The sequence below is a fragment of the Delftia acidovorans NBRC 14950 genome (genome assembly GCF_001598795.1).
Classification (GTDB): Bacteria; Pseudomonadota; Gammaproteobacteria; order Burkholderiales; family Burkholderiaceae_C; genus Comamonas; species Comamonas acidovorans.
The window spans coordinates 21,154-41,509 of sequence record NZ_BCZP01000016.1 but is presented as its reverse complement, the minus strand read 5'-3'; the positions used below and the strand labels follow the sequence as shown (position 1 = coordinate 41,509).

The following is a 20,356-nucleotide window of genomic DNA, read 5'->3' as shown; positions in this document are numbered from 1 at the left end:
AGGCATGGCCGCCATGCCCGACGAACGCGCGCAGAGTCCGGTGCCTCCATTCGGTCTCCACAGGGGAGACATATGTCACATCGCGCCGCATCCGGAGATCCGTGGAGCCTTCCACAAGCTGCAACGCCCTGGCGGGACAGCTTTGTGCTGGGCGGGGTGCTGTTCCTGTGCTCGGCCGTGGCGCTGGGCCTGCGTTCTCCGGAACATCTGTCGTCTCTGTGGCTGTCCAACGCCCTGCTCCTGGGCTGGATGCTTCGCAGCCCTGCCTACAGCCATAGACACGGCTGGACGGCTGCCGCCATTGCCATGGCGCTGGCCGAATGGCTTTCCGGCAGTCCGCTGGACCAGACCCTGTGGCTGACCTTTGCCGACCTGGCCGCCGTGGCCTGCGGCTGGGTGATGATGCGGCGCCTGCCGCAGCGGGTGCAGCAGATGCGCTCCCCTTCCTCGGTGCTGCATCTGGTGATGTGCAGCCTGCTGGTGAGCGTGGTCGGAGCCGTGCTGGGCTCGGCGGGCATGCACCATCTCATGCATTGGCCCTGGCAGCCCATGATGGCCATGTGGTTCAGCAGCGAGTTGATGCACATGACCCTGTTGCTGCCTGTGCTGCTGAGCCTTCCGGCAAAGCTGGAGCCGCTGTCCTGGCGCAGCCAGCCATTCAAACAAACGGCGCAGGCCTTGCTGCCGCTGCTTGCCCTGGCGATTTCCGAATCCATTGCCATCTACCTGGGCGGACCAGGCGCGCTGTCGCTCACCATGCCGGCCATGCTGCTGTGCGCCATGCGCTATCGGCTGTTCGTGGTCGCCCTGCTCAACCTGGTCAGCTGTGCCATCAAGCTGGCCACGTTTTCCCATGTGTTGTTCAGCTCGCCCAACACCGAGCTGGAGACCACGTTCTCCTTCCGCCTGGGTCTGGCCATGCTGTCGATCGGCCCGCTGGCCGTAGCCTGCACGCTCATGGCTTTCAAGGACATGCTCAGCAAGCTGCGCCATGCAGTGAACCACGATGCGCTGACCGGACTGCTGGCACGCACCAGCTTTCTGGAGCGCGCACAGCGCACGCTGGAGCGCCTGCAGCGCGAGCGCCAGTCAGGCGCCATGCTGATGCTCGACCTGGACCACTTCAAGCACATCAACGACCGCCATGGCCATGCCGCCGGCGACCGGGTACTGCAGGAAGTCTCGGCCCGCCTGTCGCAGGCGCTGCGCCCGCATGAACTCATAGGCCGCCTGGGCGGCGAGGAGTTTGCGGTGCTGCTGCCCGGTGCCGACTGCGTCACGGCAATCGCCGTGGCCCAGCGGCTGTGCGAGGCCACGCGCGAAATTCGCATCGACATGAACGATGGCGCAGCCATCTGCCCCACGCTGAGCATTGGCATAGGCTGCACGAACATGGCCTACCCACCGCTGGGTTTGAGTGCCTTGCTGCGCATGGCCGATACGGCGCTGTACCAAGCCAAGGCCAGCGGCCGCGACCGCTACTTCGTGGCTGGCGAGGCCGACACACCGGCCTTTGCCTGCGAGCATCCGGGTGGCGCCAAGGCGGCCTGACCGCCCGGCCCGCCTTGGCTTTGCCCGCGCTCAGCGCAGGCGGCGCATGCCGCTTCCCGCACTTCCTGCGCTTGCCGCGCTTGCATCTTCAAGCTTGAAGCCCGCCACGGCCTGCGCCAGCTGCACCGCCTGTTGCTGCAGCGACTGCGCTGCGGCCGTGACCTCTTCCACCAGCGCAGCGTTCTGCTGCGTGACCTGGTCCATCTGGCCGATGGCGCTGCCCACCTCGGCAATGCCACGGCTTTGCTCCTGGCTGGCGTTGCTGATCTCGGCCACCAGCGTGCTGAGCTTGCGCACGCCGTCCACGGCCTGGTCGATGGTGGTGCCTGCATTGCGCACCAGGCGGCTGCCCGTGTCGATCTGGCCCACGGAATCATCGATCAGCGCCTTGATCTCCCTGGCCGCCGTGGCGCTGCGTTGCGCCAGCGTGCGCACCTCGCTGGCGACCACGGCAAAGCCCCGACCCTGCTCGCCGGCGCGCGCCGCTTCCACCGCCGCGTTCAGCGCCAGGATGTTGGTCTGGAAGGCAATGGAGTCGATCACGCCGATGATGCTTTCGATCTTGCGGGCCGAGGCCTCAATGCCGCCCATGGTCTGCACCACTTGGCCGACGGCCTCTCCGCCCTGGGTGGCGATCTGCGAGGCGCTGGTGGCCAGCTCGCTGGCCTGGCGGGCATTGGCCGCGTTCTGCTGCACGGTTGCCGTGATCTGCTCCATGGCGGCTGCCGTCTGCTCCAGCGAGCTGGCCTGCTGCTCGGTGCGTGACGACAGGTCCTGGTTGCCACCCGCAATCTCTGCCGAAGCCATGCGCACCGATTCCGACGACTCGCGAATGCGCAGCAGCACCGTGGCGATCTTGTCCACGAACTGGTTGAAGGACTGGCCGATCTGCGCCAGCTCATCGCGGCCGGCAGAGGTGAGGCGGCGGGTCAGATCGCCTTCGCCCGAGGCGATGTCCTGCAGCGCATCGCGTGCCACGGCCAGGCGGTTGAGCATGCGGCGCAGCGCCACGGTCAGCAGCACCGCCGCGCCCAGCACGGACAGCACGGTGATGAGGGCGGCCACCTGCAGCAGCGCCCGCACCGAATGCGTGGCCTGTGCGCGGTCGATCACCACGGCCAGCGTCCAGGGCGTGCCCTCGACCTTGGCGGCGTAGAGCATCTGCGGCTCGCCATCGAGCACCAGATCGGCGCGGCCGCCCTGCTCGGCCAGGCGCTTGATCAGCGCGGCATCGAGTTCAGGGGCAATCGCGGAAGCGGGCTTGAGCGCCAGCTCGGGCTTGGCGTAGGCCAGCAGGCGGCCTTCGCCATCCATCAGAAAGGCAAAGCTTTTTTCCTGGGGACGGATGGCGGCCACTTTCCTGGACATGGCGGCCAACCGCACATCAGTGCCGACAACGGCCGTGATGGCGCCCGAGCTGCCGACCGGATCGACAAAGCTGATGGTCAGCTCGCCGGTGCTGGCATCGACATAGGCTGGCGTCACGCCTGGCCGGCCTTCGCGCACGGCCTGCTTGAACCAGTCGCGCTGGGTTCCGTCGTAGTTCTCCGGCATGGGATGGGTGAACACGGCGCGTTTGTCGGCATGGACGAAATAGGCGTCATCGAAGCCGCCAGCCTGCTGGCCGGCCAGCAGGAAGGGAACGGGGTCCGGCTGGTCAACCGCTTTCTTCAATGAGCCGGTGATGCGCTGCTTGTCCTGAACCCAGTCGGTCAGTGTGGATGCATGGGCCCGCGTGAGCTGGCCGATGTTTTCGTCGATATCGGACAGCGTACTGCTGCGCGCCGTCCAGAAGGTGGCCATGGACAGCGCGAACAGCGCGGCCACGGTGATTGCTACGCAGATGAGGATCAGGCGGGCACGAAGTGTTTGAAACATGATGCGTAGTGAAGGCAAAACGAGGGCTGTGAATGCCCACCGAGCCTATCCGAGACGCATCGGCCGCCAGAGCTCGAAGAGTGCGTACTTGCCCTTGTAATTGCCTGCTTCTTGCGTGCGAAGAAGCCCGCTGGCTAGCTCCTTCGTGCAGGCACTGCATTGCTGGCAGCGCCGCCCAAGCTGCAGTAGTCAGCCTTTTGCAAGAACCAGTCACAAGCTTGAAGGATGCGTGCTATAGTGTCAATTTGTAACACAGACACTTGCCGCCCTGGCTGCGGGATTTTTCTGTCGCAAACGCCAGAGCCTTGATTCCAGGACCCTGCCGTTTGCGCCGCGCACCCTGTGTTTTTCCCTCCCTCATATTTTTGGGGTGCACCACGCGGCCTTTTCTTCCCTTGCATGGACTGCCATTGATCGAGAGTGGCTTCCCATCGGGGGCCGGCAGGGAGCCGGGCAAGAAAGTGTTTCACCTTGATACAAAAATGCCGATAAGAAGGCAGATCTGTCATTCAAGGGAAGAGAAACATGAAGCGATGCATCATCAAAGTGGCCGGCGCCTGCTACACAGCCCTGTTCCCCAGCACCTGCGCCGCTGTGGCAGACGCGATGGCCCGGTTTCCATACGCTACAAAAATCAGCGTCCGACTCGCCTAGACTCGGGCAAGATGGGAATCCGTTCTCAGACAGGTTCCAGGCAATACGCCTGTCGCCGTCCGGGTGTTGCGCGGCAGTGTAGGCTCACTTTGCCAAAAGTCTCCTAAGATTCCTTTATATTGGCAGATCAACATCCATTGATATACATGACTACCGACTACAAGACACTGCTGCAGCAGAAAGCCCATCTCGAAGCCCAGATCGCCGAAGTGCTCAAGACCGAGAAGTCCGGAGCCATTGCCCAGGTGCGCACCATCATCGACCAATACGGATTGACCGAGGCCGACGTCTTCCCTTCGTCCAAAGCCAAGGCTGGTGGCGGTTTCCGCGTGGTCGGCGTCCCCAAGTACCGCGACCCGGCCACGGGCGCGACCTGGACCGGCCGCGGCAAGCAGCCCCGCTGGATCGAAGGCAAGGACCGCACTCCCTTCGCCATATGAGGTCCGGCGCAACCCGCCCCCTGGCAGCCGCCAAGCTGCGACAGAGCCCGCCAAGTGCGGGCTTTTTGCTGCCAGAAGCAACGGGTTAACCCTATTGCTCAGAAGTTACAAATTCTTCAATGTAGTGCAGATGCGTGAACCGATGGGTGCCGGCATGTTTCGGTACCCAAGCAATCACAACAAGGGAAACAGCAGGTATCACACAGGGAACTGTCCTACAGCCCTGCTCTCCAAAATCATGTTGGCCATGCCTTTACAGCAAGCGCAAGCCATGTGGATGCAACCGCGCAGCGGCGAAGTCCAGGCGGCCACTGGAGCGATCCGCAGCCACCACGAACCATTTTCCAGCCGGGCCAGGGAGACTATCTCCTCCCTCCCCTCTCACTGACTTACCCTGGCAGGCCCGCAAGGGCACCGGCTTTTCTCTTCAAGGACCGCCCTCGGGCGGTCCTTTTTTCTGCGTGTGTCATTGCGCCTTGGTGCTGGTCAACGCAAGGCTGGCACGGCATGGCCCACCTTGAACACGGCCACCATGCCCGACAGGCGCTGCGCCTGGTCGCTGAGGGCGGCGGCCGCCGCTGCGGATTCCTCCACGAGAGCCGCATTTTGCTGCGTCATCTGGTCCAGCTGGCTGACTGCCTGGTTGACCTGGCCAATGCCGTCGCGCTGCTCGGTGGAAGATGCCGTGATCTCGCCGATCATGTCCGAGACCTTGCGCACGCTGCCCACGATATCGTCCATGACCTGTCCGGCCTGGGCCACCTGGGCCGAGCCTTCCTGCGCGGCATCGACCGAGGTGCTGATCAGCACCTTGATCTCCTTGGCGGCCTCGGCGCTGCGATGGGCCAGGGCCCGCACTTCACCGGCCACCACGGCAAAGCCGCGGCCCTGCTCGCCTGCGCGGGCCGCTTCCACGGCAGCGTTCAGCGCCAGGATGTTGGTCTGGAAGGCAATGGAGTCGATGACACCGATGATGTCGGAGATGCGGCGTGCGCTGTCGCCGATGCGATCCATGCTGGCCACCACATGGCCCACCACGGCGCCGCCGCGCTCGGCGGCCTGGGCGGCGCTGCCGGCCAGATGATTGGCCTGGCGCGCGGTGTCGGCCGCCTGGCCCACGGTGGCGGTCAGTTGCTCCATGCTGGCGGCCGTTTCCTCCAGATTGGACGCCGTCTGCTCGGTGCGCGAAGACAGGTTGTGATTGCCCGCGGCAATCTCGGTGGATGCGGTGGAGATGGAGTGCACGCTGTCACGCACCTCCGTCACCAGGCCGCGCAGCCGCGCAGCCATGCCCGAGACCGAGCGCAGCAGGTGGCCGAACTCGTCCTTGCGACTGTCATCGGCCGACACCGTGAGGTCGCCCTGGGCGATGGCGTCCGTCAGCTGCACGGCACGTTCCAGGGGGCGGGTGATGGCCCGCGTCAGCACCAAGGCCAGGGCCAGGCCCGCCAGAAGGACCACACCCTGGACGATCCAGGCCAGCACGCTGGCCTGCTGCCGGGCGGCCTGGGACTGCTCGCGGGCTGCATCGCGCTGGCTGCGCTGCAGTTGCACGAAGACTTCCAGCGAGTCCACGTAGCGGCCAATGGCGCCCAGGTACTGCTGCTGGACGAACTCGCGGAATGCCGCTGCATCGCCGGTCAACTTGATCTCGCGCGCCCGCTTGTTCAGTGCCAGCACCTCGGTGCGGATGGCGGCAATGCGCTCCAGCGCCGCCTTGTCGGCATCACTGGCGCCCTTGACGATCTCGGCCTGCAGCTTGGTGATCAGTGCCGAGCCTTCCTTGACCCGGCCGTCGAGCAGGCGGGTCAGTTCCTCATCGGTGGAGGCATTGCTGGCCAGAACCCGCTCGCCCGTGGTCTCCGTTGCGCCCTTCCATTGAATGGCCAGGCTGATGCGACTCTCGTACTCGGACAGCGTCTGCATGCCGTGGTCCATGGCGCGAGCCGCCGCAAACTGTGCCCAAAGCGATACCGCAAGCATCATCGCCAGCAAGCCGCCCAGCGTGCCCCAAAGCTTGGCGGACACGCTCCATTGATCAAATTTCATTCGTAGCACTCTCGTCGGAAAAACCGAATACAGGAAAGGTGAAACAACAGGCCGCGCACATCAGCGGCGACCGTTTTCCGGCGCAACGCCTTGCCATATCGGCATAGGCCACCAATCCGGAAAAGATGACCTGCTCTTTCGTCACAAATGCCCGGGACTTGAGGCCGCTGCACAGGTAGGCCCGATATCGCCAGCCGTGCACAACGCAGAACATGCGCCCATGCGGCCGCAAGCGCCGTGGCAACGGATGCAAAATGGACCGGCGCTTCGGTATGCAGCACCATTCAATGCCGCAATCGCGAAGCTGTCGCCACCCGCACCTGCAAGTGCATAACACGCTGTGGATGTGTCACTCGATACCGATCGCCTCTATGTATTGATTGCGCCGCTGAGCATTTTGCTGCTCAGTTGCACGCTGGCCGTGTGCTGGCTGGTGCAGCGGCGCCAGCGCTACCTGCTGTGGATTGCGGGCGGATACGCCCTGGTTTCTCTGGCGCTGGCCTGGCAAAGCCTTGCACCCCCGGAAGAACTGCACCACTGGGCCGTGTTCACGGGCGCCATGTATCTGTTCGGCACCTGGTGCTTCGCGCGCTGCATGGCGGGGCGCTATGGCGTCTCGGCCCATCCCTTGCTGGGGCTGCTCATAGGCGCCGTCGTCCTGGCTGCGCTGTACTACTACAGCCGGGTCCAGGTCGATCTGTGGGTGCGCGTGCACTGGCTCAACACCGGCCTGGGCCTGCTGCAGATGCTGCCGGCGCCCGCCATGCTGCGGCGCCGGCCGCCGCAGGACTGGCTGGAGAGAATGCTCTACTGGTCCTACGTGGTGTTTGCCGGCTACACCGCTGCCCGGCCGCTGCTGGTGCTGGCCCTGGGCAGCACCGATCTCAATGAGATTGCACGCTCCACCTACTGGCTGGTCACCCTGGTCAGCACGCTGTCGTTTGCGCTGCTGTTCACCCTCATGCTGCTGGCGTGCACGGTGCGCGATGTCTTCACAGCGCTGCGCGAGGAGCGCAACCACGACTCGCTGACCAACCTGCTCAACCGCCGCGCCTTCCAGGAGGCAGCCGAGTTGCGCCTGGCCGATCCGCACATGGCCCCGATCTCCGTGCTGATAGGCGACATAGACCACTTCAAGCGCATCAATGACAGCTGGGGACATGACTGCGGAGACCGTGTATTGCAGGCCGTGGCCCAGACCCTGCAGCAACACGTGCGCAACGACGATCTGGTGTCACGCTTTGGCGGCGAGGAATTCGTGCTGCTGCTGATGCGCACCACGCCCCAGGAGGCCGAGCGCGTGGCCCAGCGCATACGCGCCCAGCTCAGCGCGGACGGCTATGTGCTGGCGGCCGGCCAGCGGGTGACCATCAGCTTCGGCATCGCACCCGTGGCCGCCAACACCGCCTTGACCGATGCGCTGACGCGCGCCGACGGCCTGCTGTATGCCGCCAAGCAGGCGGGCCGCGACCGCGTGCATGTGGCCACGGACCCTGGCCGCAGGGTGCCGCAGGCCGTCTGAAACAGGAAGCGCGCAGCGCCTTCTTCGCACACCCATTCGTCGAAATCCGTGGAAAAGAAAAAGCCCGCCAGGGTGTGGCGGGCTTGCTCGCAAAGGCAGGGTCAATGCCTTATTTTTTCGCGTCCTTCAAGACTTCCTTTACATCACCCAGCTTCTTCTGGGCCGTGCCTTCGACCTGCTTGGCAATGCCCTTGGCCTGTTGCTCGGGGCTGTCGATCAACTCGCCAGCCTTTTGCTGCACCTTGCCTGCGGCATCCTTGAGCGTGCCCTTGATCTGATCCGTGTTCATAGTTGCGTCCTTTGCTGCAAGAGCCTTCAAAAAGGGATAGGTTGTTTAACACCCAACGCAACGATACGCGTGGCAAACCGGGGCGCGCGACAGCGCGCTGCAACGATACGCGTGGTCTGAGGCCTACAGCCTCAGGTCTTCTTGCTGGTGCGACGGGCCTGCACGCTGTTCCCCGTGGCCTTGGGCAAAGACGCGGCCTCACCCGCTTCGGAGCGCAGGCGCTTGAGTGCTTCGGTCACCACGGCCTCCTTGTGCGCCTCGAACAGGCCTGCAGCGGCGTCCTTGTGTTCTTGCAGCAAGCGGCACAGGCGCGCGATTTCCTTTTTCAACTCCGCCACATCCAGGTCCGGGCCGGCCTGGGCCGTGTCGCCGGCTTCATCCAATTCGAAGCTGCGCCGTATGCGGGCAACGATTTCGGCATTCATGGAACGGTGGCCTGCCTTTGCCACTTCCGAGATGCGATCGCGCATTCCATCCGGGAAACGGACGATGAAGCGCTCCTGGGTTTCGCTGGGAAAGGGTTTTCGTTGCATTGGGCGATGGTACCTGCCAGATGCAAATTCAGATTCATGCCTAGTTGACATGATTCCAAGTTGGCATAACATTTGAATCGGCCCGACCGAGGCGTGGGCAAGCCAGCACCCATGCCTATGCCCGTGCCGATGCTCGTGCGTACGAGCACTGAACCCCAGACCTATTGCGCAAGAACAGAACCATGCCGGACACAGACATGCCCGCCTCCGCGCGCCTTGCGCAGGCCCTCGCCAGAGCGCCCGATCCGGAGAGCCTGGCGACCGATGCGCTATGCCACATCAGCGCGGCGCTGAGCGTGCTGGAAATGCATGTGGAAAGATCCAACCGCGCCATGGTGGTCGGTGTCCACGACCTGCTGCGCAGCTACCACCTCAAGGCAGACCGTGCCGCTGCAGAGCAGCCGGTCGAGGCGCTGGCCAGCAGCGTGCTGCCGCAGATGTCGGCCGACCTTCAAGGCCTGCTGGAAATCATTGACCGCGTGAACGACGACGAGATGGACGACCCCATCCTCTATGCCGTGAGCTACCTGCTCAGGGCGGCCAAGAGATTCTCGGATGCGGCGCCGCAGGCATAGCGGCCTGCGCATCGCCGCCTGATCTCACTCCTCGTTGGTCCACTCCACCCGCGCGCCCAGGCTGCGCAGGTTCTCGACGAAGTGCGGATGCGCACGGCGAATCGGCGTGGCGTTGCGGATCTCCGATCGACCCTCGATGCTGCTGGCGACCATGAACAGCGCAATCGCCACGCGGATGATGTAGGGGCTCTCCACCACGGCCGGCGTCAGCGGATTGCCGCCAAAGGTGACCACGCGGTGCGGGTCCGAAGAAAACACATGGGCACCGAACTTGGACAGCTCGCCCGTCCAGCCCAGCGCGCCGTCATAGATCTTGTTCCAGAACAGCGCATTGCCCTGCGCATGCACACCCAGCGCAATGAAGATGGGCAGCAGATCCACCGGAAAGTACGGCCAGGGAGCGGCTTCCACCTTGGTAAGCACATTGCTGGTGAAAGGCGTCTGCACCTTCAGCGGCCCCGAGCGCAGCGCGCGCGACCAGCCGTTCTTGTGCTCCACCTGCACGCCAAACTTGGCGAAGGTGCGGTCGATCAGCGGAAAGTTGTCCGGCGTGCTGTTGCGCACCTCCACATCGCCGCCCGTGATCGCACCCAGCGCGAGAAAGGTGGTGATCTCGTGGAAGTCTTCCTCGAAGATGAAATCGCCGCCGCCCAGCGGCGCACCGCCGCGCACCGTCAACCGAGAGGTGCCAATGCCGTCAATATCAGCACCCATCATCACCATGAAGCGGCAGAACTCCTGCACATGCGGCTCACAGGCCGCATTGGTCAGCATGGACTCGCCCTGCGCAGCCACGGCGCACAGCACGAAGTTCTCCGTAGCCGTGACCGAGGCGTAGTCCAGCCAGTGGCGCACGGCCTTGAGCGGCGCGGCACTGTGGATCAGCAGGGAGCCGCTGGCGCGCTCCACCTCTCCGCCAAAGGAGCGAAAGATATCCACGTGCGGATCGATCTCGCGCACACCCAGCGTGCAGCCCTTGACGTTGTCCTCCAGCCGCGCCACGCCAAAGCGCGCCAGCAGCGGCGGCACTAGCATGATGGAAGAGCGCATTTCCTCGGGCAGGCGGTGCGAGGACGCGTCAAAGCGCGTGTCGCGGTGGTGCAGCTGCAGCGTGCGCGTGGTCTCGTCCAGCTGCACCTCGCTGCCCAGCGTGCGAAAGATGTCGAGGATCTTGCGCACATCCGTGATGTCCGGCACGCCATGCAGCCGCAGCGGCTGATCGGTCAGCAGCGTGGCGCACAGAATCGGCAGCACGGCATTCTTGTTGGCGGAGGGAACGACGCGGCCGCGCAAAGGCGTGCCGCCGTGGACGATGAGATTGGACATGGGGTGCAGCGCTAGCAGCGATAGGACAACGCGTGATTCTAGGGTTGCCGGGCTGCCCGCAGGCCTTGCAGCGGCAGCGCACGCCCGCTGTTTCAACAGGTTTCGTATCCAGGCCGCCTACCCGACAACAAAGCGTCAGCCTCAGCCCTGCACTTCGTGCCCGTAGACGATGAAGCCTCGGTGCTCGGCCACCTGGTCATACAGCGCGCGGCCCGCCTCGTTGGAGGACTGCGTCTGCCAGTACACGCGGCGCGCTCCCGCCTGCGCAGCCTGCGCATAGACCGCACGGATGAGCGACTTGCCAATGCCCTGCTTGCGCCGGCGCGCATCGGCAAACAGATCCTGCAGATAGCACACCGGCTCCAGCCGCGTGGTGCTGCGATGAAACAGGTAGTGCGCCAGGCCGACCAGCTCACCCTCGCTCTCCGCCACGAGCGCAAACACCGGCTCCAGCGGATTGAGGAAACGCTCCCAGGTGGCCTGTGTGATGCCTTCCGGCAGCGCCGTCTCGCCAGCGCGCCCATAAAAGGCGTTGTAGCACTGCCAGAGAGGAAGCCATTGGTGGTGATCCGCCTGTGTGACAGGCCGGATCTGAAGCGGAGGAACAAGGGACGACATGGAACTCCTGGCACATAAATGAAATGGGGACCAGGAATTCTAGGCACGGCAAGCCGCCGCAAAGAGGCTTGGAGGCCACTCCTTGCACCCCTGCGAGGCCTGAGGACGCAGCGCACAGCGCGTCCGCAAAACACATACACGGCGTACAGGCGCGGCCTACATGCGACCTCAACCTTGGCCCGCACAGAAACACCGCGCAACCAATTGAAATAGAGCCCATAGGAGAGCACGTACCCAGAAACCTCTCCAAATCATGTGACGGAGATACAAGATGAGTCGAGTCGTTCCGACAGAAAGCTTCAACCCGGACCCGGATGCCCGCTACCACCGCAGCCTGCTGGAAGCCTTTCCCGTGCGCGGCAACCAGCCTTTGCTGCTGCGCATGGAGTCGCGCTCGCCCCTGGGGCGCCTGTACGCGCGGGGCTTGCGCGCCTTGCGGACCGCATTCGCCACCGAACTGCCGAGAACCTTCTGATGCGACACCTCTTCCTCGTCTTTCTGTGGTCTGCCATCTGCGCCATTTCCTTTGCCGTCGCAATGCTGGCCAGCCCCATGCTCAGCCACGCCATCTGACCGTGCTGCCAGCGCGCGTGCCGTTGCCTGCACCACGCCCATAAAACCATCGGCCATCGCCTTGGCCGTCTCCAATGCGGCTTTATCCGACTCTGGATGCAAATGCCTGCCGCCTACACTGCGCCAGTCCATTTGCTTACAAAGGAATTGCCCGTGAAGAAAAGCGCATTGCAGATTCGTCCCGTTGTGGGCGCATTGCTGGTGGGATTTGCCGGGCTTGCAGCCCTTTCCAGCGCCTGGGCCTGTACTCGCCTTGTCTATTTGGGTGCGAATGGCCAGGTCGTGACGGCACGCTCCATGGATTGGAAAAGCGACATCGTCAGCAATCTCTGGGTACTGCCGCGCGGCATGGAGCGCAGCGGCAAGGCCGGCCCCAATTCCCTGCGCTGGACTTCCAGGTACGGCAGCGTTGTCACCTCGGGCTATGACGTTTCCACCACCGATGGAGTCAATGAGGCCGGCCTGAATGCCAACCTGCTATGGCTCGTGGAATCCCAATACCCCGCTTTCGGCGCAGGCAGCAAACCCGGCCTGACCATTGCGGCTTGGGCGCAGTATGTGCTGGACAACTTCGCCACCGTGAAGGAAGCCGTCGCGGCTTTGGAGAAAGAGCCCTTCACCATCGTCTCGGACAACGTGCCCGGAGAGAGCCGCCTGACGACGCTGCACCTCTCGATGTCCGACGCCAGCGGCGACAGCGCGATCGTCGAATACATCAACGGCCGGCAGGTGATACACCACGGCCGTGAATACCAGGTCATGACCAACTCGCCGACCTTCGATCAGCAACTGGCCCTGAACGCCTATTGGAAGCAAGTGGGCGGCACCACCATGCTGCCCGGCACCAACCGGGCCGCCGACCGCTTTGCCCGCGCATCGTTCTACGTCAACGCGATCCCCAAAAGCCCGGACCCCAACAAGGCGCTTGCCAGCGTCTTCAGCGTGATCCGCAACGCCTCGGTGCCATATGGCCTGAACACTCCCGAAGAGCCCAACATTTCGTCTACCCGCTGGAGAACCGTGTTCGACCACCAGCGCAAGCTCTACTTCTTCGAGTCGGCCCTGACACCGAATACCTTCTGGGTGGACCTCAAGGCACTGGACTTCAGCAAGCAAGCCGGCAAGGTGCTCAAGCTCGACCTGGGACCGGATCAGGACCACACATTCTCGGGCGATGCCACGCGGAATTTTCAGGAATCGGTACCGTTTGAGTTTCTTGGATTGTGAGAATCAACTTCAGGCACAGGCCATGGGCTCGCGCACTGCTGCCTCAATGTTGATTTCGCTTTGTGCTTTGCATAGGAAAAGGCCTCGCATTAATTCGAGGCATTTTTCCATTGAAAATCAAAAATAGCAGAGCTAATCGCCGCCAAGTAATACCATGATGGTTTATTGGCATTCAACTGGGAAATAAACCCAAAAAAATAAAACCCAATAATCTCAAACTCAATACATTTTAATTTTCTATTGATTTATTTATATCAATATATAAACAATATCAACCTGACTCCACAAGCCGAAATCAAGTAATTCCTCAATAGACAATATTCAGACCATCACATAGCATCGCGCTCGCAAAATATATTCACCAAGGGATGAGGAAAAATGCGAGCAACAACACCGAATCAACAAAGATGGATCACGCCTTGGCCTGAACTGCGCAAGGGCATATTGAATGCGCGTCTTCTGGCAGCTTGCGCTGCGTGTCTGGCCCCTGCGGCCTGGGCGGCGCCCTGCGTCAGTGGAACGGTTTACACCGCCGCTGGCGGACCCCAGGTTTGCACCGTACCTGCAGGCATCACGACCATGACCGTCGCCCTCATCGGCGGTGGCGGCGGGGGCGTTCTCAGCTCATCCATGGTGACAGGAGGAAACGCCGCCGTTGGCACAGGCAGCTTGGCGGTGACTCCTGCCAACAACCTCCTGATCAGCGTCGGTGGCGGAGGCGCCACAGGAGGGCCTGTCGGCGCAGGGGGCGGTGGAAGCAGCAGCATCATCGACACATCCGCCCTCACCGTTCTGGCCGTGGCGGGCGGCGGAGGCGGCGCCGGCCGCAACGACACCGCTGGAGTTTCCGGTGGCAATGCGGGAGTGGGCGTAGGAGGTGGCAACGGCAGCAACGGAACGATGGGCAACCCGGCACACCCCGGTGGCGCAGGCGGTACGGTGGCTGGCACAGGCGGGGCCGGTGGCATTGGCACCGACGGCACGGGAGGCGCTGGCGGCAGCACCAGCAGCAGGGACGGCAGCACGGCCACAGGCAATGACGGAGGCGGCAGCGGCAGCGGCGTGGGTCCTGCAGGACCAGGAGCCAGTGGCGCCAGCGCCGGCAGCATGGGCCCCGGTTTGGGCGGTGGCGGTGCTGGCGGCGGAGGAGCCGGCGGCTACAACGCCGGTGGTGGTGGCGGCGGCTACGGCGGCGGCGGTGGTGGCGGCGGCGGGAACACTGACGACATAGGCGGCGCTGGTGGTGGTGGCAGCAGCTACGGCACCGGAATCACATTCGCAGCAGCCACCAGCGGAGCGGGGATGGGTGGCGTCGGAGATTCGAATGGTGCGGACGGGTCCGTTCTGATCACCTTCGCGCCCCCAATCGCATCAGCCCAGGCCATCCCCACGCTTGGCGAATGGAGCCTGCTGCTGCTGTCGGGCCTGCTGGCCTTGGTCGGCGTAGCCAGGACGCGGCGCCAGTACTGAGCACAGGAGCGGGACGGATTTTTGAGGACCCGCCCCAAAAGGAATGATCACAGCGCGCGTGCGCTGTGATTCCTTCAATGCCTTTCAGCCTGGTAGTAGTTTTTTCCGCCGCCCAAGCACGGCATGGGCGTCAGCATTACGGCTGCACTGCTATGGCAAAAGCCCAGTACCGTTCTGGCCGGTTGGACGAGTTGGCCGGCTGCATCCACCCCGCTCCAATGGAGGTCTTCCCATGGAATGCCTGTTTGCAGCACGAACAAGATGCCGTTGAGGGCGGCCTCATCGCTGACTGCGAGCTTGCGCGCACCACCTTTGGCGGAAGGCACGAAGGCTGGGATCAGGGGTTGCAGCTATCGCCACAGTTCGTTGCTTACGGGTCGTCGTGCCATGACGGCAGCGAGCACAACCGCTGAGGAGCCATTTGGTGGAGTGGGGTTAGCCACTCTTAGAGGAGCTGCAGAAAAAAATCACATCCCTAGCCGCAAGCTAATCTAATCCCAAGCTGACAATATGAATCATTTAATCCTGCGACACTTTCAGGAATTGACGAGCTTGGGATAAACCATAAATCACACTCTGACCTAAAAATTCATTAGTTGATTTCCTATAATCAAGCATCTAACCAAGAAATTAAACGCGATTTAAATCCTTGGATATTCCAGGCCATGCAGCACCTAATGATTGGACATCGGCTGCGTGTCCTGCAGCCTTTGCTGCCATGTCCCCATACGCTGCGCGGCAGTCTTCATATACGGCATTGACGGCAGTGGCGTATTCAAGGACGGATGCGGGGGAGTGCTGGCAAGTCTGCGGGCGGCATCTGCAGATTGCTCGCGCAGGCCGTTAGAGACAGCGCGCGTCCAGCTCGACGCGCTCCCACTGCGGCGCCTGTTTCTGTTGCTTGCTCATCCGCCCGAAGCTGGCAGGCTTGGGGCGACCGCCACAGCACCAGGCCGCCCACTCCAAATAACTACCAAGTTTCAGTGATATACACAAAATACACAAATTTCTACAATTTGCAACGAATTCAGCCATCGAACATGGGTTCGGTATAGAGCGCTGCAGGGAGCGAGCCGTTCGCTAAAAAGGAACCAACATGTCATCCGGGAATTTCCGCACATGGGCACTGGGCAGCGCCGTGGCTCTTGTGGCCTTTGCTGGCTCCGCCAGCGCACAGTTGCTCAACGTATCCACATCACATACCAATGTCTCGTGTTACGGAGGAAACAATGGCACAGCCACGGCCCACAGCATCCAGAACGGTGTTGCGCCCTTCTCCTACTCATGGGCACCCACTGGAGGCACAAACGCTACCGCCTCAGGGCTCATGGCTGGCACTTACACCGTCGAAGTTACTGACTCGAACAACTTACAGGGAACTGCGTCTGTCACAGTTGGACAACCTGTAGCAGCCCTATCAGGCACAAAGTCGCAGATCAATCCCACTGGAGGCAACAACGGTAGCGCAGCAGTTGTCGCGAGCGGGGGGACTCCTGGCTACACCTACGCCTGGATCCCCTCCGGGGGCACAGCGGCAACCGCGACAGGACTAGCTCCCGGTCAATATTGGGTGACCATCACAGACGCCAACGCCTGCCAAACCGCGCTGAGCTACATGCTTGCGGCCGCTGCCCCCTCAGTGCAATCAGTAAGCGTTCCTCCCAACGGAACCTATAGTGCTGGACAGAACCTGCAGTTCAATGTGACCTACAGCGCTCCCGTCGCCGTCACAGCTGGCGGCCCACCGTCAATTCCTTTGACGATTGGTTCAACTGTCCGGCAAGCGAACTTCGTCGGTGGCAGCAACACCTCCACCCTGACTTTCATATACACCGTGCAGCCAGGTGACTTGGATGCAAATGGAGTGACGTTAGGGACAGCCATCAATCTCAATGGGAGCACGATGACGAGCGGAGGCACCAACGTTGTACTGAATTTGGCAAACGTAGGCGCCACGACCGGCGTACTGGTGAATGGACAGCAAACCCAGAGCATCACGTTCACAAACCCCGGCGACCAAACTTTCGGCACAACGCCAACACTGACCGCGACGGCCAGTTCCAGCCTGCCCGTGGCCTTCAGTGCAACCACAACTGCCGTGTGCACGGTCACCTCGGGCGGCATGCTGACTTTTGTGAACACAGGCTCTTGCACCGTCGATGCGAACCAAAGTGGTAACGCAAGCTATCTGCCTGCATCACAGGTGTCTCAAACCTTCATGGTGAATGCAGCGGCACCCGGAGCCCCCACCATCGGCAACGTCACTGCAGCCGACGGACAGGCTACGGTGACCTTTACTGCACCTGCATCTAACGGCGGCACCCCCATCACAGGCTATACCGTGACCGCAACCCCCGTGGCCGTGCCCGGTGCGCCTGGTGTAATCACTCAGCAAGGAACGACATCCCCCATCGTCGTGGCTGGCCTGAGCAATGGCTTCACCTACAACTTCACGGTCGCGGCATCCAACGGGACAACCGGTGCAGCCTCTGCAAGCACACAAGCCACGCCGCGCAAGCTGCAACTGGTGAGCGCGCCCGGCAGTGTGCCTGGCATGACCGGCATACCGTCTGCCACGATGTCCGGCGGCGGCACCACCTGCACGCTGCAGCCTGGCGGCGGCTTCGGACCTGTGACCTCCACCCCTCCGAACCTCCAAGCGCCCAGCGGTCAATTCGCTTTCAGCGCCGAAAACTGCACCGGATCTGTGACGATGACCCTCACCTATCCCAGCGCTCTCCCCGAGGGCGTGCAGTTCCGCAAGCCCGATGGAGCCGGCGGATGGTTCGACCCTGTGACCGCGCTGAACGTCATCGTGAACGGTGCGCGCACCACGGTGACCTACACCATCACCGACAACGGCCCGGGTGATACCAACCCTGCCGTGGGCGTGATCGCAGACCCACTCGTGCCCGTGCTGGCAGCAGCTCCAGTCGGCGGCGCCGCAGCCATTCCTACGCTCAGCGAGTGGGGCGTCATTCTGATGTCTGCCCTGCTGGCGATGTTCGGCCTGCGTCGCATACGCCGCCAGCGTTGATGCAGCCCTGACCTAAAAACAAGGCCCGCAACTGCGGGCCTTTTCTTCGTCTGCGTGTCTACAGTCGGCGCGCGGCGATCTGCAGGCGCTCGGCCAGCGTGGGCTTTGCAGCCAAGCGCTCTGCCGTTCCCAGAACACCATCGCGGCCCGTTACCGCCCGCGCTATCAGTGCTGTGCCCAGCGCACCACTCACAACACGGCCCATGCCACTTTCCGTCCGCCGGGCGTGGCGCAGAGCCAATAGGCCAGCACCGAGCACCAGCCAGTGCTCTCCCGTAAATCCCTTGCGAGAGTCATCCCACTTGCGCAGGTCCTGGATCTTTTCTGAAATCGCCATTCATTGCTCCTGTTTCTTCAGAGCTTGCATGGTGCCCCGCCAGCGGGCTGCAGGCTGTCGGTCCCTGAGCAAGATTCCGGTGGCGAGAGTCCTACGGGCGCGTTGTGGGGGCCAGCCCCTGTAGTCCAGCTCAATGCGCTCCCACTGGGGGGCTTGCTTCTGTTCCTTGCTCATCCTGCCAAACGTGGCAGGCTTGGGGCGGCACCGTCATCTCTGCGAGGCGGCTCGTCGGAGGCTGTCGCACAATGCGCCCGATCGTCTGGTAGCCTGTATGCGAACGGGGCGATATGCGCCTCCTAGAAAGGACCTGCATGCTTTCCAGAATTTGCACAGCTGCATTTGTCGCCTGCCTCACGGTCGTGCAAGTGCCAGCGATGGCTCAGGCGGATGTTCCCTCTACTGCGGTGAACTTCAAGAAAGGCACGTCGAGCGCCACCGTCCAGGGCAAGCTCCAAGGCAACAAGGTGGAGACGCGCGACTACGTGGTCCGCGCGGGCGCCGGGCAGACGATGACCGTGCAGATGGAGACAAAATCCACCTCGACCTACTTCAACGTGCTCCCACCTGGCAGCGATGAAGCGCTGTTCCGCGGCGAAATGGCAGACGGGCCCACTTGGACCGGCGCCTTGCCCGCCAGCGGTGACTACCGTGTGCGAGTCTTCCTCAATCGTGCGGCCGCCCGGCAGGGCAAGTCGTCCGCGTACACGCTCAAAATTTCAGTCGTGAATTGAAGTGGCGCCGCGCCCGCAGACAGCGCGGGCGCAGCACTATCTGCGTATGAAAAACCTTCCTCGCATTGCACTGGCGGCTCTGCTCGCTCTGCCGATCGCCTCCTTTGCCCAGTCGAGCGTGCAGGTAGGGTTCTCACCCGAAGGTTCCGCCCGCAAGTTGGTGCTGGACACAATCGCCAGCGCCAAGACAAGCATTCAGGTGCTGGCCTATGCCTTCCAGGCTCCTGACATTGCGCAGGCACTTGTGGCTGCTCATCAGCGCGGCGTCGACGTGCGCGCAAAGCGTTCAAGGCTGGCGCGCGAGCGGCCGGCTACAGCCATGCCCGGCTGCATGACCTGCGGCACAGCACAGCCAGCGAGATGATCAACGCCGGCGTGGATCTGTACACCATGGGCGGCGTGCTGGTGCACAAGTCTGCAGTGAGCACGAAGCGGTACAGCCATCTGGCGACGAAGACGCTGAAAAGTGCTGTTGCGTTGGTTTGCAAAAAACCCCGCACAACGGCCAAGAAAAAAGCGGCCTGAACGCCGCTCTTGCTACTTCTTCGATAGCAAAGAAAAAAGGCCCCGTATTGCTACGGGGCCTTGTGCTCTTTGGTGGGTACTGCGAGATTCGAACTCGCGACCAACGGATTAAAAGTCCGATCTATCGAAATAGGCATAAGAGAAAATACCTTTCGTATCAATCACTTGCAACGATAGCCACTCATCTGGTGTTTTCGAAATCATGCCTTTTTCACCCTATTTCAGCCTACTTTGGGCAGGTTTTGATCATAGCACACCGCCTGCCTGAACCCTCCACTATCAGCGCATCGCCGGTGTCAGAAATCTCCACTTTGGTCTAACCCAGCAGGGCATAGATCATGGCTTGCGGCGGGGGACCAGTTGAATGGGCTCCGTGCCATGCTCACGCCGCGGCGAGATCCAGTAGACCCACAGCCCCCGGGCCCACGCGCCAGCATAGATGATCGACAAGGCGAAGATGCCCCACTGCTCGGCCTGCCAGCTGGCATAAAACCAGAACGGCTGCCCCAGCATTCCGAACACCGGCGCCCATTTGCGCCAGCTCTTCCCCCGGGCTTGGGAGAGCCAAGCTGCCAGGGACCCCAGCAGGGCAATTGTGATCTGATCGAACGTCATTTCTACATATTATGTGAAACCAGAAATCTATTCAGGTCCAGTTTTACCCTAAAAAATAAAATCCTTTCGGCACGCTGCTTACACATTAAATAATCATTGGCCTATTTGACTACAGCAGAAAATTAGGAAAAGGAACATCGTTAGACCTCAGGAGCCGATCTTGGCTTTTGATAACCAAGGAGCTCTTCATGGCCGTTTTCCAAAATACCCCTGGCAACAACCAGCAACAAGGCAACAAGCCGCAACCCTCGCAGCAGGAGCAAAGCCGACCTCTGAAAGAGGGATCGCACGCGCCCGAGCAGCAAAAAAAGCGGTCTGAGCAAGAACAGGCTCAGCAATAAATCTGCTGGATAAAAATCCAAAGGGCCAACAGGCCCTTTTTTCTTCAGCGAGCAAGCAAGCCGCA

General features: G+C 62.2%; 19 protein-coding genes and 3 pseudogenes. 13 read left to right on the top strand and 9 right to left on the bottom strand.

Going from position 1 to position 20,356, the window contains the following annotated elements:
* Window positions 1–72: 72 nt before the first annotated feature.
* Window positions 73–1,551, top strand: coding sequence for a GGDEF domain-containing protein (locus DA1_RS19655; RefSeq protein ID WP_034392974.1), 1,479 nt, complete (start codon window positions 73–75; stop codon window positions 1,549–1,551).
* A gap of 30 nt (window positions 1,552–1,581) precedes the next feature.
* Here DA1_RS19655 and DA1_RS19650 read toward each other — a convergent pair whose 3' ends face one another.
* Entirely contained in the window at window positions 1,582–3,429 is a 1,848-nt protein-coding gene (locus DA1_RS19650; protein WP_034392971.1) for a methyl-accepting chemotaxis protein, read from the bottom strand.
* An 800-nt stretch (window positions 3,430–4,229) separates the two neighbouring features.
* Between DA1_RS19650 and DA1_RS19645 the strand changes: the two genes are divergently transcribed.
* A complete protein-coding gene (locus DA1_RS19645) occupies window positions 4,230–4,523 on the top strand; it encodes an H-NS histone family protein (RefSeq protein ID WP_012205312.1) in 294 nt (97 codons plus the stop codon).
* A gap of 486 nt (window positions 4,524–5,009) precedes the next feature.
* Here the strand turns inward: DA1_RS19645 and DA1_RS19640 are convergent, their stop codons facing one another.
* Entirely contained in the window at window positions 5,010–6,572 is a 1,563-nt protein-coding gene (locus tag DA1_RS19640) for a methyl-accepting chemotaxis protein (protein ID WP_034392967.1), read from the bottom strand.
* 346 nt (window positions 6,573–6,918) lie between these two features.
* On the opposite strand from DA1_RS19640, the gene DA1_RS19635 reads away from it, so the two are divergent.
* On the top strand, window positions 6,919–8,094 hold the full coding sequence (locus DA1_RS19635; protein ID WP_255288159.1) for a GGDEF domain-containing protein: 1,176 nt from the start codon (window positions 6,919–6,921) through the stop codon (window positions 8,092–8,094).
* Between the two features lie 109 nt (window positions 8,095–8,203).
* Here DA1_RS19635 and DA1_RS19630 read toward each other — a convergent pair whose 3' ends face one another.
* Both DA1_RS19630 and DA1_RS19625 read right to left on the bottom strand, forming a co-directional pair.
* Entirely contained in the window at window positions 8,204–8,383 is a 180-nt protein-coding gene (locus tag DA1_RS19630; RefSeq protein WP_012205309.1) for a CsbD family protein, read from the bottom strand.
* Between the two features lie 131 nt (window positions 8,384–8,514).
* A complete protein-coding gene (locus DA1_RS19625) occupies window positions 8,515–8,916 on the bottom strand; it encodes an Arc family DNA-binding protein (RefSeq protein ID WP_034392960.1) in 402 nt (133 codons plus the stop codon).
* A gap of 182 nt (window positions 8,917–9,098) precedes the next feature.
* Here DA1_RS19625 and DA1_RS19620 point away from each other — a divergent pair, with 182 nt between their 5' ends.
* On the top strand, window positions 9,099–9,491 hold the full coding sequence (locus DA1_RS19620; protein ID WP_034392958.1) for a hypothetical protein: 393 nt from the start codon (window positions 9,099–9,101) through the stop codon (window positions 9,489–9,491).
* A gap of 24 nt (window positions 9,492–9,515) precedes the next feature.
* Here DA1_RS19620 and DA1_RS19615 read toward each other — a convergent pair whose 3' ends face one another.
* Together DA1_RS19615 and DA1_RS19610 are read right to left on the bottom strand one after the other, a co-directional pair.
* On the bottom strand, window positions 9,516–10,817 hold the full coding sequence (locus DA1_RS19615) for a UDP-N-acetylglucosamine 1-carboxyvinyltransferase (protein ID WP_034392956.1): 1,302 nt from the start codon (window positions 10,815–10,817) through the stop codon (window positions 9,516–9,518).
* A 141-nt stretch (window positions 10,818–10,958) separates the two neighbouring features.
* Entirely contained in the window at window positions 10,959–11,435 is a 477-nt protein-coding gene (locus DA1_RS19610; protein WP_034392954.1) for a GNAT family N-acetyltransferase, read from the bottom strand.
* Window positions 11,436–11,706: 271 nt separating this feature from the next.
* Between DA1_RS19610 and DA1_RS19605 the strand changes: the two genes are divergently transcribed.
* From DA1_RS19605 to DA1_RS19595, 3 genes are all read left to right on the top strand, one after another.
* Window positions 11,707–11,910 carry a hypothetical protein gene (locus DA1_RS19605; RefSeq protein WP_034392952.1) on the top strand — a complete coding sequence of 68 codons (204 nt, stop codon included), beginning with the start codon at window positions 11,707–11,709 and terminating at the stop codon, window positions 11,908–11,910.
* Between the two features lie 194 nt (window positions 11,911–12,104).
* Window positions 12,105–13,235, top strand: coding sequence for a linear amide C-N hydrolase (locus DA1_RS19600; protein WP_232625586.1), 1,131 nt, complete (start codon window positions 12,105–12,107; stop codon window positions 13,233–13,235).
* Window positions 13,236–13,814: 579 nt separating this feature from the next.
* The gene (locus tag DA1_RS19595; RefSeq protein WP_268988480.1) at window positions 13,815–14,705 is read left to right on the top strand and encodes an IPTL-CTERM sorting domain-containing protein; all 891 of its coding nucleotides are present in this window, start codon (window positions 13,815–13,817) and stop codon (window positions 14,703–14,705) included.
* 221 nt (window positions 14,706–14,926) lie between these two features.
* Here DA1_RS19595 and DA1_RS31125 read toward each other — a convergent pair.
* A pseudogene (locus tag DA1_RS31125) lies at window positions 14,927–15,055 on the bottom strand (transposase); the annotation flags it as partial.
* Window positions 15,056–15,801: 746 nt separating this feature from the next.
* Between DA1_RS31125 and DA1_RS31560 the strand changes: the two are divergent.
* Together DA1_RS31560 and DA1_RS29895 are read left to right on the top strand one after the other, a co-directional pair.
* Window positions 15,802–16,215: pseudogene (locus DA1_RS31560) on the top strand (hypothetical protein); the annotation flags it as partial.
* A gap of 60 nt (window positions 16,216–16,275) precedes the next feature.
* On the top strand, window positions 16,276–17,742 hold the full coding sequence (locus DA1_RS29895; protein WP_230590778.1) for an IPTL-CTERM sorting domain-containing protein: 1,467 nt from the start codon (window positions 16,276–16,278) through the stop codon (window positions 17,740–17,742).
* A gap of 58 nt (window positions 17,743–17,800) precedes the next feature.
* Here DA1_RS29895 and DA1_RS19580 read toward each other — a convergent pair whose 3' ends face one another.
* Window positions 17,801–18,079, bottom strand: coding sequence for a hypothetical protein (locus tag DA1_RS19580; RefSeq protein ID WP_034392940.1), 279 nt, complete (start codon window positions 18,077–18,079; stop codon window positions 17,801–17,803).
* Window positions 18,080–18,390: 311 nt separating this feature from the next.
* Here DA1_RS19580 and DA1_RS19575 point away from each other — a divergent pair, with 311 nt between their 5' ends.
* The 3 genes and pseudogenes from DA1_RS19575 to DA1_RS29890 form a co-directional block, all read left to right on the top strand.
* On the top strand, window positions 18,391–18,810 hold the full coding sequence (locus DA1_RS19575; protein ID WP_034398464.1) for a hypothetical protein: 420 nt from the start codon (window positions 18,391–18,393) through the stop codon (window positions 18,808–18,810).
* A 46-nt stretch (window positions 18,811–18,856) separates the two neighbouring features.
* A complete protein-coding gene (locus tag DA1_RS19570) occupies window positions 18,857–19,174 on the top strand; it encodes a phospholipase D-like domain-containing protein (protein ID WP_174549406.1) in 318 nt (105 codons plus the stop codon).
* A pseudogene (locus tag DA1_RS29890) lies at window positions 19,135–19,335 on the top strand (tyrosine-type recombinase/integrase); the annotation flags it as partial. The gene DA1_RS19570 and the pseudogene DA1_RS29890, both read left to right, overlap by 40 nt.
* Window positions 19,336–19,671: 336 nt before the next feature.
* Here the strand turns inward: DA1_RS29890 and DA1_RS19565 are convergent.
* Complete coding sequence (locus DA1_RS19565; protein ID WP_034392938.1) at window positions 19,672–19,950, bottom strand: hypothetical protein; 279 nt, start codon at window positions 19,948–19,950, stop codon at window positions 19,672–19,674.
* Window positions 19,951–20,138: 188 nt separating this feature from the next.
* On the opposite strand from DA1_RS19565, the gene DA1_RS30570 reads away from it, so the two are divergent.
* Entirely contained in the window at window positions 20,139–20,291 is a 153-nt protein-coding gene (locus DA1_RS30570) for a hypothetical protein (protein ID WP_155737659.1), read from the top strand.
* Window positions 20,292–20,356 lie beyond the last annotated feature (65 nt).

Coding starts and splice junctions, on each gene's coding strand:
- DA1_RS19570 (WP_174549406.1), top strand. CDS start 18,857: ATGAAAAACCTTCCTCGCATTGCACTGGCGGCTCTGCTCGCTCTGCCG.
- DA1_RS19565 (WP_034392938.1), bottom strand. CDS start 19,950: ATGACGTTCGATCAGATCACAATTGCCCTGCTGGGGTCCCTGGCAGCT.
- DA1_RS19600 (WP_232625586.1), top strand. CDS start 12,105: ATGCAAATGCCTGCCGCCTACACTGCGCCAGTCCATTTGCTTACAAAG.
- DA1_RS19640 (WP_034392967.1), bottom strand. CDS start 6,572: ATGAAATTTGATCAATGGAGCGTGTCCGCCAAGCTTTGGGGCACGCTG.
- DA1_RS30570 (WP_155737659.1), top strand. CDS start 20,139: ATGGCCGTTTTCCAAAATACCCCTGGCAACAACCAGCAACAAGGCAAC.
- DA1_RS19605 (WP_034392952.1), top strand. CDS start 11,707: ATGAGTCGAGTCGTTCCGACAGAAAGCTTCAACCCGGACCCGGATGCC.
- DA1_RS19595 (WP_268988480.1), top strand. CDS start 13,815: ATGACCGTCGCCCTCATCGGCGGTGGCGGCGGGGGCGTTCTCAGCTCA.
- DA1_RS19625 (WP_034392960.1), bottom strand. CDS start 8,916: ATGCAACGAAAACCCTTTCCCAGCGAAACCCAGGAGCGCTTCATCGTC.
- DA1_RS19645 (WP_012205312.1), top strand. CDS start 4,230: ATGACTACCGACTACAAGACACTGCTGCAGCAGAAAGCCCATCTCGAA.
- DA1_RS19650 (WP_034392971.1), bottom strand. CDS start 3,429: ATGTTTCAAACACTTCGTGCCCGCCTGATCCTCATCTGCGTAGCAATC.
- DA1_RS19620 (WP_034392958.1), top strand. CDS start 9,099: ATGCCGGACACAGACATGCCCGCCTCCGCGCGCCTTGCGCAGGCCCTC.
- DA1_RS19575 (WP_034398464.1), top strand. CDS start 18,391: ATGCTTTCCAGAATTTGCACAGCTGCATTTGTCGCCTGCCTCACGGTC.
- DA1_RS19615 (WP_034392956.1), bottom strand. CDS start 10,817: ATGTCCAATCTCATCGTCCACGGCGGCACGCCTTTGCGCGGCCGCGTC.
- DA1_RS19610 (WP_034392954.1), bottom strand. CDS start 11,435: ATGTCGTCCCTTGTTCCTCCGCTTCAGATCCGGCCTGTCACACAGGCG.
- DA1_RS19630 (WP_012205309.1), bottom strand. CDS start 8,383: ATGAACACGGATCAGATCAAGGGCACGCTCAAGGATGCCGCAGGCAAG.
- DA1_RS19580 (WP_034392940.1), bottom strand. CDS start 18,079: ATGGCGATTTCAGAAAAGATCCAGGACCTGCGCAAGTGGGATGACTCT.
- DA1_RS19655 (WP_034392974.1), top strand. CDS start 73: ATGTCACATCGCGCCGCATCCGGAGATCCGTGGAGCCTTCCACAAGCT.